Origin of the sequence: Rhodococcus sp. AH-ZY2, assembly GCF_030916465.1 — a bacterium.
Classification (GTDB): domain Bacteria; phylum Actinomycetota; class Actinomycetes; order Mycobacteriales; family Mycobacteriaceae; genus Rhodococcus; species Rhodococcus ruber.
On the sequence record NZ_CP126458.1, the window covers coordinates 2428017 to 2442770 of the forward strand.

Annotated in this window: 15 protein-coding genes; all 15 read right to left on the minus strand. The window is 70.9% G+C overall.

Features of this window, described 5'->3' with window-relative positions; translation table 11 throughout:
* The 15 genes from nuoK to QNA09_RS12220 all read right to left on the minus strand — a co-directional run bounded on the left by nuoK (position 1) and on the right by QNA09_RS12220 (position 14641).
* Positions 1-300 carry an NADH-quinone oxidoreductase subunit NuoK gene (gene nuoK / locus QNA09_RS12150; RefSeq protein ID WP_003937937.1) on the minus strand — a complete coding sequence of 100 codons (300 nt, stop codon included), beginning with the start codon at positions 298-300 and terminating at the stop codon, positions 1-3.
* Positions 297-1100 carry an NADH-quinone oxidoreductase subunit J gene (locus tag QNA09_RS12155; protein ID WP_040272775.1) on the minus strand — a complete coding sequence of 268 codons (804 nt, stop codon included), beginning with the start codon at positions 1098-1100 and terminating at the stop codon, positions 297-299. Before QNA09_RS12155 ends, nuoK begins: the two co-directional genes overlap by 4 nt.
* Positions 1101-1133: 33 nt before the next feature.
* Positions 1134-1739: an NADH-quinone oxidoreductase subunit NuoI gene (gene nuoI / locus QNA09_RS12160; protein WP_017681310.1), complete on the minus strand. Its 606-nt coding sequence runs from the start codon at positions 1737-1739 to the stop codon at positions 1134-1136.
* A complete protein-coding gene (nuoH, locus tag QNA09_RS12165; protein ID WP_051059603.1) occupies positions 1732-3084 on the minus strand; it encodes an NADH-quinone oxidoreductase subunit NuoH in 1353 nt (450 codons plus the stop codon). Before nuoH ends, nuoI begins: the two co-directional genes overlap by 8 nt.
* Before the next feature lie 43 nt (positions 3085-3127).
* A complete protein-coding gene (locus tag QNA09_RS12170) occupies positions 3128-5599 on the minus strand; it encodes an NADH-quinone oxidoreductase subunit G (protein ID WP_308072450.1) in 2472 nt (823 codons plus the stop codon).
* Positions 5596-6921, minus strand: coding sequence for an NADH-quinone oxidoreductase subunit NuoF (nuoF, locus tag QNA09_RS12175; RefSeq protein ID WP_010595348.1), 1326 nt, complete (start codon positions 6919-6921; stop codon positions 5596-5598). Before nuoF ends, QNA09_RS12170 begins: the two co-directional genes overlap by 4 nt.
* Position 6922: 1 nt before the next feature.
* The gene (nuoE, locus tag QNA09_RS12180) at positions 6923-7795 is read right to left on the minus strand and encodes an NADH-quinone oxidoreductase subunit NuoE (protein WP_010595347.1); all 873 of its coding nucleotides are present in this window, start codon (positions 7793-7795) and stop codon (positions 6923-6925) included.
* A complete protein-coding gene (nuoD, locus tag QNA09_RS12185) occupies positions 7792-9105 on the minus strand; it encodes an NADH dehydrogenase (quinone) subunit D (protein WP_010595346.1) in 1314 nt (437 codons plus the stop codon). The genes nuoE and nuoD overlap by 4 nt, the downstream gene beginning before the upstream one ends.
* On the minus strand, positions 9102-9860 hold the full coding sequence (locus QNA09_RS12190; protein WP_235593853.1) for an NADH-quinone oxidoreductase subunit C: 759 nt from the start codon (positions 9858-9860) through the stop codon (positions 9102-9104). Before QNA09_RS12190 ends, nuoD begins: the two co-directional genes overlap by 4 nt.
* Complete coding sequence (locus QNA09_RS12195) at positions 9857-10417, minus strand: NADH-quinone oxidoreductase subunit B family protein (RefSeq protein WP_010595344.1); 561 nt, start codon at positions 10415-10417, stop codon at positions 9857-9859. Before QNA09_RS12195 ends, QNA09_RS12190 begins: the two co-directional genes overlap by 4 nt.
* 83 nt (positions 10418-10500) lie before the next feature.
* Positions 10501-10860, minus strand: coding sequence for an NADH-quinone oxidoreductase subunit A (locus QNA09_RS12200; protein WP_010595343.1), 360 nt, complete (start codon positions 10858-10860; stop codon positions 10501-10503).
* A 266-nt stretch (positions 10861-11126) separates the two neighbouring features.
* Positions 11127-11549, minus strand: coding sequence for a response regulator transcription factor (locus tag QNA09_RS12205; RefSeq protein WP_010595342.1), 423 nt, complete (start codon positions 11547-11549; stop codon positions 11127-11129).
* Between the two features lie 177 nt (positions 11550-11726).
* Complete coding sequence (locus QNA09_RS12210) at positions 11727-13529, minus strand: SulP family inorganic anion transporter (RefSeq protein WP_308072452.1); 1803 nt, start codon at positions 13527-13529, stop codon at positions 11727-11729.
* A gap of 83 nt (positions 13530-13612) precedes the next feature.
* Positions 13613-13975, minus strand: a complete 363-nt coding sequence (locus tag QNA09_RS12215) for a helix-turn-helix transcriptional regulator (protein WP_010595340.1) — start codon at positions 13973-13975, stop codon at positions 13613-13615.
* Between the two features lie 147 nt (positions 13976-14122).
* The gene (locus tag QNA09_RS12220; RefSeq protein WP_017681315.1) at positions 14123-14641 is read right to left on the minus strand and encodes a hypothetical protein; all 519 of its coding nucleotides are present in this window, start codon (positions 14639-14641) and stop codon (positions 14123-14125) included.
* Between the last annotated feature and the right edge of the window lie 113 nt (positions 14642-14754).

The following is a 14754-nucleotide window of genomic DNA, read 5'->3' on the forward strand; positions in this document are numbered from 1 at the left end:
TCAGTACTTCAGGAGGTTGGCGTCGTCGACGGAAACCGAACGGCGGGAACGGAAGATGGTCATGATGATCGCGAGGCCGACGACGACCTCGGCGGCGGCGACGACCATCGTGAAGAACGCGATGACCTGGCCGTCGAGATTGCCGTGCATACGCGCGAACGTGACGAACGCCAGGTTCGCGGCGTTGAGCATCAACTCGATGCACATGAACACGACGATCGCGTTGCGGCGCAGCAGGACGCCGGCCGCGCCGATGGTGAACAACAGGGCGGACAGGTACAGGTAGTTCTCGGGGTTCACCGCGATTCCTCCTCACCCGACGACCCGCCGCGCGGTGCGTCGCTCTCGCGCGGTCCGGCGTCGTCGACGGTCACGGCGCGCTGCCGGAGCACTTCGCTGACCGACAGGTCCGAGTACGACCCGTCGGGCAGCCGGGCCGGCACGTCGACGGCGTTGTGCCGGGCATAGACACCGGGACTCGGCAACGGGGTGGCGCGACCACCGGCGCGGAAGCGTTCCTGCGACAATTCCCGCTGGGTCTTGCGCAGCCCGAATCGTTCCCGGTGAGCGAGGACCATGGCGCCGATCGTGGCCGTGATCAGCAGGGCGCCGGTGAGTTCGAACGCCCAGACGTACCGCACGAAGATCAGCTCGGCCAGGCCGGTGATGTTGCCGGCGGCGTTCGCTGCGTCGAGGCCGGCGAACTCGGAGACGGCGGCGTTGCCGAGACCGCCGACGAGCAGCAGGCCGAATCCGAGGCCGGCCGCGATCGCGGCGACCCGCTGGCCGCGCAGCGTCTCGACGAGCGAGTCGGAGGAGTCGACGCCGACGAGCATGACCACGAACAGGAACAGCATCATCACCGCCCCCGTGTAGACCACGATCTGCACGACTCCGAGGAACAGCGCATCCTGGGCGATGTAGAACACCGCGAGGATGATCATGGTGACCGCGAGGAACATCGCCGAATAGACGGCCTTGGACGCGGCGACGACGCCGAGTGCGCCGAGCACCGCGAGCGTTCCGAGGATCCAGAACAGCACGGCCTCGCCGGTGGAGGTGCGGGTGACGGCTTCGGCCGTCAGCAGGGCCGGCGTCATCGGGTCCATCGAGACCACTCCCCTCTCCGCCGGTCACGCCACATCGCGACCGCCTCGCGGCTGCGTCGGTTCCCGGTCGGGTGCGACGGCGTCCTCCCCCTGCCCGGCAGCGGCCGTGGTGGTGCCGGGCGCGGCCTCGGTCACCGCGCCGAGGTAGTAGTCCTCGTCGGTCGTGCCCGGGTACATGTCGTGGGGTGGTGCCACCATGCCGGGCCCGAGCGGGGCGAGCAGCCTGGTCTTGTCGTAGATCAGGTCGGTCCGGTTGTCGTCGGCCATCTCGTACTCGTTGGTCATGGTCAACGCCCGCGTCGGGCAGGCCTCGATGCACAGACCGCATCCGATGCAGCGCAGGTAGTTGATCTGGTAGACGCGTCCGTAGCGCTCCCCCGGCGAGTATCGCCCGTCGTCGGTGTTGTCCGCGCCCTCGACGTAGATGGCGTCGGCGGGGCACGCCCAGGCACACAGCTCGCACCCGATGCACTTCTCGAGCCCGTCGGGGTGGCGGTTGAGCTGGTGGCGGCCGTGGTAGCGCGGTGCGGTCGGTTCCTTCTGCTCGGGGTATCGCTCGGTCTGGGCCTTGTCGAACATCGCCCGGAAGGTGACGCCGAATCCGGCGATGGGATCGAGGAAGTCAGGCATCGCGATTCTCCTCGGTGGTCGGATCGCCACGGCGCCCGCTCTCGGCGGCTGCGGTGACGGGGGTGCGCCGACGCCGCGGTGGCAGCGTCTGGCCGGGTAACGGCGGGACGGGGAAGCCGCCGGCCATCGGGTCGAACGGTTGCTCGGTTTCGGCAGTGACCGCCGGGCCGCCGGGGGTGCCGGTGGGCCGGACGCGACCGGAGCTCATGCGGTTCCACAGCAGCGACGGCACTGCCAGGGCGACGACCACGCCGGTCGCGGCGAGGACGATCTGCCACCGGTCCAGGCCCTCCGTGCGCAGGACGCGGATCACGGCGACGACCATGATCCAGCCGAGCGCCACCGGGATGAGCACCTTCCAGCCGAGATTCATGAACTGGTCGTAGCGCAGCCGCGGCAGCGTGCCGCGCAGCCATACGAACAGGAACAAAAATCCCCACACCTTGAGGACGAACCACAGCAGCGGCACCCAGCCGGAGTTCGCGCCCTCCCACATGTTCAGCGGCCACGGTGCGCGCCAGCCGCCGAGGAACAGGGTGGTGGCCAGCGCCGAGACCGTCACCATGTTGACGTACTCGGCGAGCATGAACATCGCGAACTTCAGCGACGAGTACTCCGTGTGGAAGCCGCCGACGAGTTCGCCCTCGGCCTCGGGCAGGTCGAACGGTGCCCGGTTCGTCTCGCCGACCATGGACGTGACGTAGATGAGGAACGAGGGCAGGAGCAGGAAGACGTACCAGGTGCCGTCCTGGGCGGCGACGATGCCGGAGGTGGACAGCGTGCCCGACAGCAGGAAGACGGCCGCGAACGAGAGCGCCATGGCGATCTCGTACGAGATCACCTGCGCCGTCGAGCGCAGACCGCCCAGCAGCGGATAGGTGGACCCGGATGCCCAGCCGGCGAGCACGATGCCGTAGACGCCGATGGACGTCGCAGCGAGGATGTACAGCACGGCCACCGGAAGGTCGGTCAGTTGCAGCGGGGTGCGCTGGCCGAAGACGGAGACCACCGGTCCGAGCGGGATGACGGCGAACGCCATGAACGCCGGCACCGTCGCGATGATCGGCGCGAGGACGTAGATGGGTTTGTCCACGCCCGCGGGAACGATGCCCTCCTTCAGGGCGAGTTTGACGCCGTCGGCGAGGCTCTGCAGCAACCCCCGCGGGCCCACCCGATTCGGTCCGACGCGCATCTGCATGCGCGCCAATATCTTTCGTTCCACGAGGATGGCGACGAGCACCGTCAACACCAGGAAGACGAAGACGGCCACCGCCTTGCCGACGACCAGCCACCACGGATCCTGACCGAACGCGGCCGGATCGGGGTACCCGGACTGCGCCGACAGGACCCCCGGCCCCGGTACCGTCGCAGCGCCGAACAGCGTGACGTCACTCATCGGCCACCCCCTGCGACGAGCGCTCCGCCCGGCCGATCCGGACGATGTCGCCCACGGACGCGGCCAGCTGCCGATGCACCGCGGACCCCGGCGAGTTGAGGGGCAGCCACACGACCCGGTCCGGCATGTCGGTGACCGCCAGCGGCAGCGTGACCGAGCCGCGGTCCGTCGCGACGGTCACCGGGTCCCCGTCGTCCGCCGAGATCTCGGCGGCGGTGGCGACGGACAGGCGCGCGACCGGCCGCCGGGCGGTCCCGGCGAGATGCGGTTCACCGTCCTGCATCCGTCCGCGGTCGAGAAGCATCCGCCATCCGGCGAGCACCGCCTCACCGGTGCCGGGCGCCGGCGTGCCGCGCGGCGCGACGTCCGGTGACCCGGCGGCTTCGCCGTCCCAGGACCCCAGCGCGACGAGCTCGTCGACGGCGGCCGCGGCGTCGGCGAGCCCGAGGCGGACCCCCATCTCGTCGGCGATCGCGCCGAGCACCCGCTGATCGGGCAGGGCGCCGGTATTGCGCAGTGCGGCGGCGAAGGGGCGCTCCCGGCCCTCCCAATCGAGGAACGTTCCGGGTTTCTCCACGGCGGGGGCGACGGGGAAGACGACGTCGGCTCGGTCGGTGAGCGCGCTGCGCCGCAGTTCGAGGCTGACGACGAAGCCGGCGGCGTCGACCGCGGCGACGGCGGCGTGCGGATCCGGCAGATCGTCGACGTCGACCCCGCCGATCACCAGGGCCCCGAGGGTGCCGGTTGCAGCGCCGGCGAGGATCTGTCCGGTGTCCCGGCCGACGGAGGACGGCAGGTCCGGCACGCCCCATGCGGCGGCAACCTGGCGCCGGGCCTCGGCGTCGGTGACCGGGCGGGCACCGGGCAGAAGTCCCGGCAGGGCCCCGGCCTCGAGCGCACCGCGTTCCCCGGCCCGTCGCGGGATCCACGCGAGCCGCGCGCCGGTGTGGTCGGCGAGCCGGCCGGCGGCCGTCAAGGCGCCCGGGATTGCCGCCGTCCGCTCCCCCACCAGGACGACCGCCCCGGGTCGGGTCAGGAGTTCGGCCGTCTCGGTGACATCGCGGTCGCCGGGTCGGGCGCCGAGGCGGAGCGTGTCGAGCAGGTCCGGCTCGGTGCCGGGGACGGCCCGCAGGAGCCGTCCGCGCAGTTTCGTCAGGCCGCGGCTCGCGAACGGTGCGATCGCGGACACCGCCAGTCCTCCCTTGCGGACCGCTCTGCGCAGTCTCAGGAACACGATCGGCGACTCGTCTTCGGGTTCGAATCCGACGAGCAGGACGGCGGGGGCGTTGTCGAGGTCGTCGTACGTCACGGCTCCGGCGCCGGGCCAGCGCCCGGCGACGCGGGCGGCGAGGAACTGTGCCTCCTCCGCGGAATGCGGCCGCGACCGGAAATCGATGTCGTTGGTGTCGAGGCCGAGCCGGGCGAACTTGCTGTAGGCGTACGCGTCCTCGACGGTGACGCGGCCGCCGACGAGCACCCCGGTACGGCCGCGCGCGGCGGTCAGGCCACGGGCGGCGACGCGCAGGGCGTCACGCCACGAGGCGGGCGTGAGCGTGCCGTCGTCGCCCCGCACCAGCGGGGTGGTGAGACGGTCGGGCTGGGTGGCGTAGGTGAAGGCCCATCGGCCCTTGTCGCAGTTCCACTCCTCGTTGACCTGCGGGTCGTCGCCGGCCAGCCGGCGCAGCACCGTGCCGCGCCGGTGGTCGGTGCGTTGGGCGCAGCCGCTGGCGCAGTGTTCGCACACGCTCGGGCTCGACACGAGGTCGAAGGGCCGGGCGCGGAACCGGTAGGCCGCTCCGGTGAGTGCGCCGACCGGGCAGATCTGCACGGTGTTGCCGGAGAAGTACGACTCGAACGGTTCCTTCTCGTAGATGCCGACCTGCTGCAGGGCACCCCGTTCCATCAGTTCGATGAAGGGGTCGCCGGCGATCTGCTGGGAGAACCGCGTGCACCGGGCGCAGAGTACGCATCGCTCGCGGTCCAGGAGGATCTGCGCGGAGAGCGAGATCGGTTTGGGGAACGTGCGTTTGGTCTCGGTGAACCGGGACTCGGCACGCCCGTTCGACATGGCCTGGTTCTGCAGGGGGCATTCGCCGCCCTTGTCGCAGACCGGGCAGTCCAGCGGATGGTTGATCAGCAGCAGCTCCATCACGCCCTTCTGCGCCTTGTCCGCCACCGGGGAGGTCAGCTGCGTGTGCACGACCATGCCGTCCGTGACCGGGGTCGTGCAGGAGGCGACGGGTTTGCGTTGGCCTTCCACGTCGACGAGGCACTGGCGGCAGGCACCGACGGGTTCGAGCAGCGGGTGGTCGCAGAAGCGGGGAATCTGGACGCCGAGCAGTTCCGCGGCGCGGATGACGAGGGTGCCTTTCGGGACGCCGATCTCGACGCCGTCGACGACGACGGTGACCAGGTCCGGTGCGGGCGGCAGGCCGGTGGTGTCGCGGTTGGTGTGGACGCTCATCGGGCACCTCCGTCGTGCGGTCGGTTCGCGCCGGCCCCGGCCATGACGGTGGACAGGTGCGGGTCGAACGGGCAGCCGCCCTGCTCGAAGTGCGCCAGGTACTCGTCGCGGAAGTACCGGATCGAGGAGGTGACGGGGCTGGTCGCCCCGTCGCCGAGTGCGCAGAACGACCTGCCGAGGATGTTGTCGGAGAGGTCGAGCAGGGTGTCCAGGTCCGTTGCGGTTCCGTCGCCGCGCTCGAGCCGTCGCAGGATCTGCACGAGCCAGTAGGTGCCTTCGCGGCAGGGGGTGCACTTGCCGCAGGACTCGTGCGCGTAGAACTCGCTCCAGCGCAGCACCGCGCGCACTACGCAGGTGGTGTCGTCGAAGATCTGCAGTGCCTTGGTGCCCAGCATGGATCCGGCGGCGGCGACACCCTCGTAGTCGAGGGGGACGTCGAGGTGCTCGTCGGTGAACAGCGGCGTCGACGAGCCGCCGGGGGTCCAGAACTTCAGCCGGTGCCCGGCCCGGACACCGCCCGCGTAGTCGAGCAGCTCCCGCAGGGTGATGCCCAGGGGCGCCTCGTACTGGCCGGGGGTCGCCACGTGACCGGACAGGGAGTAGAGCGTGAAGCCCGGGGACTTCTCGGTTCCCATGGAGCGGAACCATTCGATCCCGTGGTGCAGGATCGACGGCACGCTCGCGATCGACTCGACGTTGTTGACGACGGTCGGGCGTGCGTACAGCCCCGCGACGGCGGGGAACGGGGGTCGGAGGCGGGGTTGGCCGCGCCGGCCCTCGAGGGAGTCCAGGAGCGCGGTCTCCTCCCCGCAGATGTAGGCCCCGGCGCCGGCGTGGACGACGAGGTCGAGGTCGTAGCCGCTGCCGAGGATGTCGCGGCCGAGGAAGCCGGCGGCGTAGGCCTCGGCGACGGCGGCCTGCAGCCGGCGCAGCACCGGCACCACCTCGCCGCGGACGTAGACGAAGGCGTGCGCGGCGCGGATGGCGTATGCGGCGATGACCGCACCCTCCACGAGGGCGTGCGGGGTGGCCAGCAGCAGGGGCATGTCCTTGCAGGTGCCCGGTTCGGATTCGTCGGCGTTGACCACCAGGTAGTGGGGTTTGCCGTCGCCCTGGGGGATGAAACTCCACTTGACCCCGGTGGCGAACCCGGCGCCGCCGCGGCCGCGCAGCCCCGCCTCCTTGACGGTGCCGATCACCTCGTCGGGGTGCATGCGCAGCGCCGTGCGCAGGCCCTCGTAGCCGTCGTGGCGGAGGTAGGTGTCGAGGGTCCAGGATTCGGGTTCGTCCCAGTAGCGGCTCAGGACAGGGGTCAGCGTCACGTCAGCCTCCCTCGGATCGGGGACCGGCGGCCGGGTCCGGGCCGGAGGGGTGGTCCGGTTCCGGCGCCCGCATGCCCCGTTCCCGGGCGATGCGCAGACCGGCGAGCGATGCCGCTCCTGCGCTGCCGCCCGCCGCCACGGCGCCGGGCCGCTCGTCCGGAAACCCGGCGAGGATGCGGGCGGTCTGCCGGAAGGTGCACAGCGGCGCGCCCCGGGTGGGGGTGACGGGCCGGCCGGCGCGCAGGTCGTCGACGAGCGCACGCGCCGAGTCCGGGGTCTGGTGGTCGAAGAACTCCCAGTTGACCATCACGACGGGCGCGAAGTCGCAGGCCGCGTTGCACTCGAGGCGTTCGAGGGTGACGGAGCCGGCGCTCTCGCCGCGCGAGTCCGGCGTGGTGTCCGAGCCCGGGTCCGAGGCGGTGCCGGCCGCGGGACGCTGCCCGAGGTGGTGTTCCAGCGCTTCGAGGATCTCGTCGCCGCCCATGATCGCGCACAGGGTGTTGGTGCAGACACCGACGAGGTAGTCGCCGGTGGGTTCGCGCCGGTACATGGAGTAGAACGTGGCGACCGCCCCGACCTCGGCTCCGGTCAGTCCGAGCCGGCCGGCGCAGAACTCGACACCCGCGGGGGTGAGGTAGCCGTCCTCGGACTGCACCAGGTGCAGCAGCGGCAGCAGGGCCGAGCGCGGCTGGGGATAGCGACCGACGATCTCGTCGGCGTCGGCCTCGAGGCGGGCACGGACGTCCGGGGGGTAGTGTTCGCGGGCGCCGGGCCGCGCCAGCCGGGACGGTTCGTCGGGGCGGACGCCGAACGGGATGAGCACCGGCCCCGTGGCCGGGTCCGGGTCGATCGCTACTCGCGGTTGCTGCGTCACCGGTCCACTCCCCCCATCACGGGATCGATGCTGGCGACCGCGGCGATGACGTCGGCGACCATGCCGCCCTCGCACATCGCGGACACCGCTTGCAGGTTCGTGAAGGACGGATCCCGGAAGTGCACCCGGTAGGGCCGGGTGCCGCCGTCGCTGACCATGTGCACCCCCAGTTCCCCGCGGGGGGATTCGACGGCGGTGTACACCTGGCCGGGTGGGACGCGGAAGCCCTCGGTGACGAGCTTGAAATGGTGGATCAGGCCCTCCATCGAGTTGCCCATGATCTTGCGGATGTGCTCCGGGGAGTTGCCGAGACCGTCCGCGGCGAGCGACAGGTCGGCCGGCCACGCGATCTTCTTGTCCTCCACCATCACCGGACCGGGACGCAGCCGGTCGAGGCACTGTTCGACGATCTTGATCGACTCCTTCATCTCGTCGATCCGGATCAGGTAGCGGCCGTAGGCGTCGCAGCCGGTGTCGGTGCACACCTCGAACTCGTAGGTGTCGTAGCCGCAGTACGGTTGTGCCTTGCGCAGGTCGTGCGGCAGGCCGGTCGAGCGCAGCACGGGTCCGGTGATGCCGAGGGCCATGCACCCGGTCAGGTCGAGGTAGCCGATCCCCTGGGTGCGGGCCTTCCAGATGTGGTTCTCGTTGAGCAGGTTCTCCATGTCCCGCAGTCGCCGCGGCAGCAGCGCGAGCAGGTCGCGGATCTTCTCGACCGCGCCGTCCGGCAGGTCCTGCGCGAGTCCGCCGGGCCGGATGTAGGCGTGGTTCATGCGCAGACCGGTGATGGTCTCGAACACGTCGAGGATCAGTTCGCGCTCGCGGAAACCGAGGAACATGGCGGTCATCGCACCGAGTTCCATGCCGCCGGTGGCGAGGGCGACCAGGTGCGAGGAGATCCGGTTGAGTTCCATGAGCAGCACCCGCACGACGGTGGCTCGTTCGGGGATCGCCTCGGTGATGTCGAGCAGCTGCTCGACGCCGAGACAGTAGGCGGTCTCGTTGAAGAACGGGGACAGGTAGTCCATCCGGGTGACGAACGTGACGCCCTGGGTCCAGGTGCGGTATTCGAGGTTCTTCTCGATGCCGGTGTGCAGGTAGCCGATTCCGCAGCGCGCCTCGGTGACGGTCTCGCCTTCGATCTCGAGCACGAGCCGCAACACTCCGTGGGTCGACGGATGCTGCGGTCCCATGTTGACCACGATGCGTTCGTCGCCGCGGTCGGCGGCCGCGGCGCGGGCGGCCTCGACGATGCTGTCCCAGTCCTCGCCGACGACGGTGTGGACCGGTCCTTCGGTCAGGTCGGTCATGTGTACGCCCTCCGCTCGTCGGGCGGCGGGATCTCCGCTCCGTGGTACTCGACGGGGATGCCGCCGAGCGGATAGTCCTTGCGCTGAGGATGCCCCGACCAGTCGTCGGGCATCTCGATGCGGGTCAGCGACGGGTGCCCGTCGAACACGATCCCGAAGAAGTCGTAGGTCTCGCGCTCGTGCCAGTCGTTGGTCGGATACACCTCGTACAGCGACGGGATGTGGGGATCGGCATCCGGGGCCGACACCTCGAGCCGGATGCGGCGGTTGTGGGTGATCGACATCAGCGGGTACACGGCGTGCAGTTCGCGGCCGGTGTCCTGCGGGTAGTGCACCCCGTCGACGCCGAGGCACAGTTCGAAGCGCAGGTCCGGGTCGTCGCGCAGGCGCCGGGCCACCTCGGGGAGGTGCTCCCGCCGGACGTGGAAGGTCAGCTCACCGCGGTGGACGACGACCTTCTCGATCGCGTCCTCGAACTCCGTCCCCGATGCGGCGACGGCGTCGCGCAGGGCGTCGGCGACGTCGTCGAAGTAGCCGCCGTACGGGCGCGGGGTGCCGGCGGGCAGGGTCACCGGGCGTACGAGCCGCCCGTAGCCGGAGGTGTCACCGCTGCCGCGCACGCCGAACATGCCCTGACGGACGCCGATCACCTCGGCGTCACCGGCGGGCTGCGCCGGCAGCGTTCCCTCGGGTCCGGTGGTGGCGGCCCGGTCCACCGGCAGCGAGGACCGTTCGTTGTCCGAGGGAGGGGTCATCGGGCCGCCCCCCGGGGAGTGGGCAGCACGGGCCGGCCGGCAGCCAGGGCCGCCTCCTCGGCGGCCTGCACGGCCTTCTCCCGGTCCACGCCGAGCGGCATCTGCTGGATCTTCTCGTGCAGCATCAGGACGGCGTGCAGCAGCATCTCCGGTCGGGGCGGGCAGCCGGGGAGGTAGATGTCGACCGGGACGATGTGGTCGACGCCCTGCACGATGGCGTAGTTGTTGAACATGCCGCCCGAGGAGGCGCACACCCCCATGGCCAGCACCCATTTCGGTTCGACCATCTGGTCGTAGACCTGCCGCAGCACCGGGGCCATCTTCTGGCTGACCCGGCCGGCGACGATCATGAGGTCGGCTTGTCGCGGCGAGGCCCGGAACGCCTCCATCCCGAACCGTGCGATGTCGAACCGCGGCGACACGGTGGTCATCATCTCGATCGCGCAGCACGCGAGCCCGAAGGTCGCGGGCCACAGCGAACCCTTGCGTGCGAAACCGGCGAAGCTCTCCACCGTGCTCAGCAGAAAGCCGCTCGGCAACTTCTCCTCGAGACCCATGTCCGACTCTTATCACTTTCGGTCGGTGTTCGAATCCATTACGGCACAATCCCATTCCCTGTCGCACCCAATACCTGCCGCGGTCAGTCCCAGCCGAGACCACCCCGCCGCCACTCGTAGACGTAGGCCACTGCGACGTTGAACACGAACAGCGCCATCGCGGCCAGCCCGAAGACCCCCAGGGCGTCGAGGTGGACGGCCCACGGGTAGAGGAACACGATCTCGATGTCGAAGATGATGAACAGCATGGCCGTCAGGTAGTACTTCACCGGGAACCTGCCGCCGCCCGGCGGCTGCGGGGTCGGGTCGATCCCGCATTCGTAGGCTTCGAGCTTGGCCCGGTTGTAGCGGCTCGGGCCGATCACCGAGGACACGACGACGGAGAACACGGCGAACGCGACCGCGATCCCGCCGAGCACGAGGATGGGGATGTAGACGTTCACGGCGCCTGGCTCCTCTCCGTGCGAGCCGGCCACCCGCGCCGACTCCGTTGCCCTTGCCGACCTCTCGGCCGCTGGGGCCGAACGATCACGAGGCGGTGTCGGTGCCGTGGGTCACTTCAACCGCATCATTGTGATGTACGGCTCAGCCTACCGGCGGGGTGTCTCCCCGAGGCGGATACCACGCGGCGCGATTTCTCCGTTTCGCCCGACCGTTCGCGGACCGGCCCACTCGCGCGGCCCGCCGGGGCGGGCGTCCCGCGGCGCCGTCAGGTGGTGCTGCGGCCGCGCAGCAGCGCGACGACCGTCTCGGCGAGGCGGAACGGGTCGAGTGGCCGCGGCACCGCGGCCTCGGCCCGGGACCAGTCGGCGAGCCACGCGTCGTCCGGGCGGCCGGTCAGCACGACGACGGGCGGGCACTGTTCGAGTTCGTCCTTGAGCTGCTTGGCGATCCCCATCCCGCCGGCGGGGGCTGCCTCACCGTCCAGGATCGCGAGGTCGATACCGCCGGCGTCCATGCGCCGGATCACCATCGGCGCGGTCGCCACCTCGACGAAGTCGAGTTCGGGGAGCTCGGGATCGGGTCGCCGGCCCAGCGCGCGGGTGACCTGCTCGCGCGTGTCGGCGTCGTCGCTGTAGACGAGGACGCGCAGGGCGGCAGGGCGGCTGGCACTCGCGGTCGCGTCGGTCACGGGGGAAGATGCTACTGGCCGGAGCCGGTCGGTCCCGGGAGGCGAGCCGGGGCGCACCCGACCCGGGCCGGGCGTACGCCGGGCACCACCGTCGGCAGGCGACCGGTCCCCGCGCTCACCTGGTGTTACCGGGTGAGGAGAACCAGGTTGCGGCGAGGGCCGGTCACGAGGCCGATTCTACCCGCGCGGAGTGGCCTCGAACGGTCCCGGCCTCGGCCCTTCGGCACCGGCGACGGTCGGGGCGTACCGGTGTTCCGGCAGCACCAGCATGCGGGCGTACGCGATGGCCCGGGGTGTGGTCGCGAAGACGTGCCGCTCCTCGCTGTCCTTGGTGGTGAACACCCCCAGGGCGGACAACGGCCGCAGATGTTCGGGCCTGGCCCCGGAGATCAGCACCGTGATGTGCCGGTGCTCGAGCTTGGTGATGGCGTCCTTGAGGACGATCGCACCGGTGGCGTCGATGGCCGTCACGCGGGACATGCGCAGGATCACGACCTTGACGTCCGTGACATCGGCGAGCTCGAGCAGGAACCGGTGGGCCGCGGCGAAGAACAGGGCGCCGTCGATCCGGTACGCGACGATGTGCTCGCGCAGCAACTCGTGTTCCTCGTCGGCGTGATCCCCGTCCTCGTCGAGGGGAACCTGCTCGATCCGGGCGGACCTCGCGACCGCCCGCAGCGCGAGAACCGCAGCGAACCCGACACCGATCGCCACCGCCGTCACGAGGTCGAGGGCGACGGTGACCAGGAACGTCACCGTCATGACGATCGCATCCGCGCGGCTGGCCCGCGTGATCGCGACGATCGAGGCGGTTTCGACCATGCGCACGGTGGTGGCGAGCAGAACCCCGGCGAGGGCGGCGAGCGGGATCTGCGCGACGAGCGGCGAGGCGAGGTAGACGATGCCGGCGAGGATGACGGCGTGGGTGAGGGCGGACAGCCGGGACCGCGCCCCCGACCGGACGTTGACGGCCGTGCGTGCGATCGCGCCCGTGGCCGGAACGCCGCCGAACAGGGGGGCGGCGATGTTGGCCAGGCCCTGCCCGAACAGCTCTCGGTCCGGGTCGTGCCGGGTGCCGACGCTCATCGAATCCGCGGCGGTCGCGGACAGCAGGGATTCGAGGGCCGCGAGCGCGGCCACCGCGAGCGCCGGCGCGAGGAGCGACGTCAGCTCGCCGAGGTCGAGGAATCCGAGGCTGGGGGCACCGAAGCCGGACGGGATGGCCCCGATCCGCGTGACGTCCAGATGGAACAGCTGTGCGACGACGGTGGCCAGCACCACCGCGACGAGCGAGAACGGCAGCTTCGGCAGGTACCGGCCCCCGATCAGGATGGCCGTCGCGACGAGCACCGCCACGGCTGCGGGCAGGAGGGACGGCCGGTCGGCGAACTGTCGGACGGCGTCGAACGCGCTCTGCCACACCTTCTCCCCCTCGGCGTGGGCGATGCCGAGCGCGGCCGGGACCTGCTGCAGGGCGATGACGACGGCGATCCCGGCGGTGAAGCCCTCGATCACCGGGGCGGGCATGAAGCGCACCGCCCGGCCGATGCCGGCGAAGGCGAGAACCACGAGAACGACGCCGGCGACGAGTCCCACCGCGAGGACGCCGGAGGCGCCGTGCTCGTGGAAGATCGGCACCAGGACGACGGTCATCGCGCCGGTCGGGCCCGACACCTGGAAGCGGGAGCCGCCGAACACGGCGGCGACCGCACCCGCGACGACGGCGGTCGCGAGCCCCGCCGCGGCCCCCAGTCCGGAGCTGATGCCGAAGCCGAGCGCGAGGGGCAGGGCGACGAGGGCGACGACGAGCCCCGCGGTCAGATCGGCGCGGGGCGAACGCAGGGCCGGTTTCCACTCACCCCAGCGTGGCATCAGCGCGGCGACCGACCGTGCGGCGCGAGCCACGACGGGGCCGGCTCCCGTCGTGGCTTCTCCGGTGCGCCCGGTCTCCGCATCGTGCTGCTCCGTCGACATCGACATCGTGCCTCCACCACAAACAACAACTAAGAACTTAATAAAGTCTGCAATCAATGCGCGCGTGGCGCCCCGGGTGAGCGGCCGGCTCAGCCGCGGGCCCGGACCCCCGCCGGTTCGGCAACATCGTCCTCGAGCAGTTCTGCCTGTCCGGCGACCACACCGGTGAGGATGGCGCGGGCGACGCCCAGCAGTTCCGCGACCCGCGGCGACGTCAGGGCGTAGGTCACCGACAGCCCTTCCCGGCGCGCAGTGACCAGCCCCGCACGCCGGAGGATCGCCAGCTGCTGGGACAGGTTCGCGGGTTCGATCCCCACCTCGGGCAGCATCTCGGAGACCGCGTGGTCGCGCTCGCTGAGCAACTCGAGGACCCGGATGCGGGCCGGATGCCCGAGCGTCTTGAAGAAGTCCGCCTTCATCCGGTAGAGGGGCTGACGTGCCTGCGCGACCATCACCGTTCCCGTCGTCCGAGCCACCGCAAGACGAGCGGTGCGTGTACTTGCGCAGTTTAGCAATCAGCAATACCGGGGCGCGCGTGACATGCGACACGTCGGGGCACCGCCGCACCGGGGGCGCGAGCACCGGGCATGCGGAGCAGGTCAGGAACGCGCGGCGCGCTCGAGTCGGGCGAGGCTCGCGGACATCTGCTCGGCCGAGACCCGCGGGAGCCGCACCCGGCGCAGGTACGCGGTGTCGGTCACCGCGGACCAGTCGCAGGTCTGTCGCACGGCGGTCCCCCCGGCCGCCTCGGCGAAGGTCCATTCCCATCGGATGCCGAGCGGCGGGGTGTCCGGGTTGGCGGGCAGCCAGGCGAGCAACCTGCCGGGTTCGAACGCCACCACGTGATTGACCACCGGATACGCCGTGCCCCCGGGAAAGTGCACCTGCGCGACGAAGTGCTGCCCGACGGCGGTGATCCGGGGCTGCCCCGCGGGGACGATCAACGTCCCCGAACCATCGATCTCACTGTGCCGCAACGGATTCCGGATCACCTCGAACAGCGCCGCGACCGGAACCGGTAGCGTGGCCGCGACCCCGAGCGAGGTCGGGGTCCGCTTTACCCGCACCCCGGCCACACCGACGTCGCCGCTCCTCGTCTCCTCGCCCCCACCGTGCACACCGACATCGTGCCACCTGCGGCGCACACCCGAGCCGGCGGGCGTGATCCCGGCCGGACGCGCATATCCCGCCGGGCGGCGGGGTATGCGTGCGAAGGTGGAACCGCCACCGA

What these genes read in the sequence shown, in the direction of transcription:
- QNA09_RS12215 (WP_010595340.1), bottom strand. Translation starts at nt 13,975, where the DNA reads ATGGTCGCGCAGGCACGTCAGCCCCTCTACCGGATGAAGGCGGACTTC.
- QNA09_RS12195 (WP_010595344.1), bottom strand. Translation starts at nt 10,417, where the DNA reads ATGGGTCTCGAGGAGAAGTTGCCGAGCGGCTTTCTGCTGAGCACGGTG.
- QNA09_RS12210 (WP_308072452.1), bottom strand. Translation starts at nt 13,529, where the DNA reads ATGTCGATGTCGACGGAGCAGCACGATGCGGAGACCGGGCGCACCGGA.
- nuoI (WP_017681310.1), bottom strand. Translation starts at nt 1,739, where the DNA reads ATGCCTGACTTCCTCGATCCCATCGCCGGATTCGGCGTCACCTTCCGG.
- nuoD (WP_010595346.1), bottom strand. Translation starts at nt 9,105, where the DNA reads ATGACCGACCTGACCGAAGGACCGGTCCACACCGTCGTCGGCGAGGAC.
- QNA09_RS12190 (WP_235593853.1), bottom strand. Translation starts at nt 9,860, where the DNA reads ATGACCCCTCCCTCGGACAACGAACGGTCCTCGCTGCCGGTGGACCGG.
- QNA09_RS12170 (WP_308072450.1), bottom strand. Translation starts at nt 5,599, where the DNA reads ATGAGCGTCCACACCAACCGCGACACCACCGGCCTGCCGCCCGCACCG.
- QNA09_RS12155 (WP_040272775.1), bottom strand. Translation starts at nt 1,100, where the DNA reads ATGACGCCGGCCCTGCTGACGGCCGAAGCCGTCACCCGCACCTCCACC.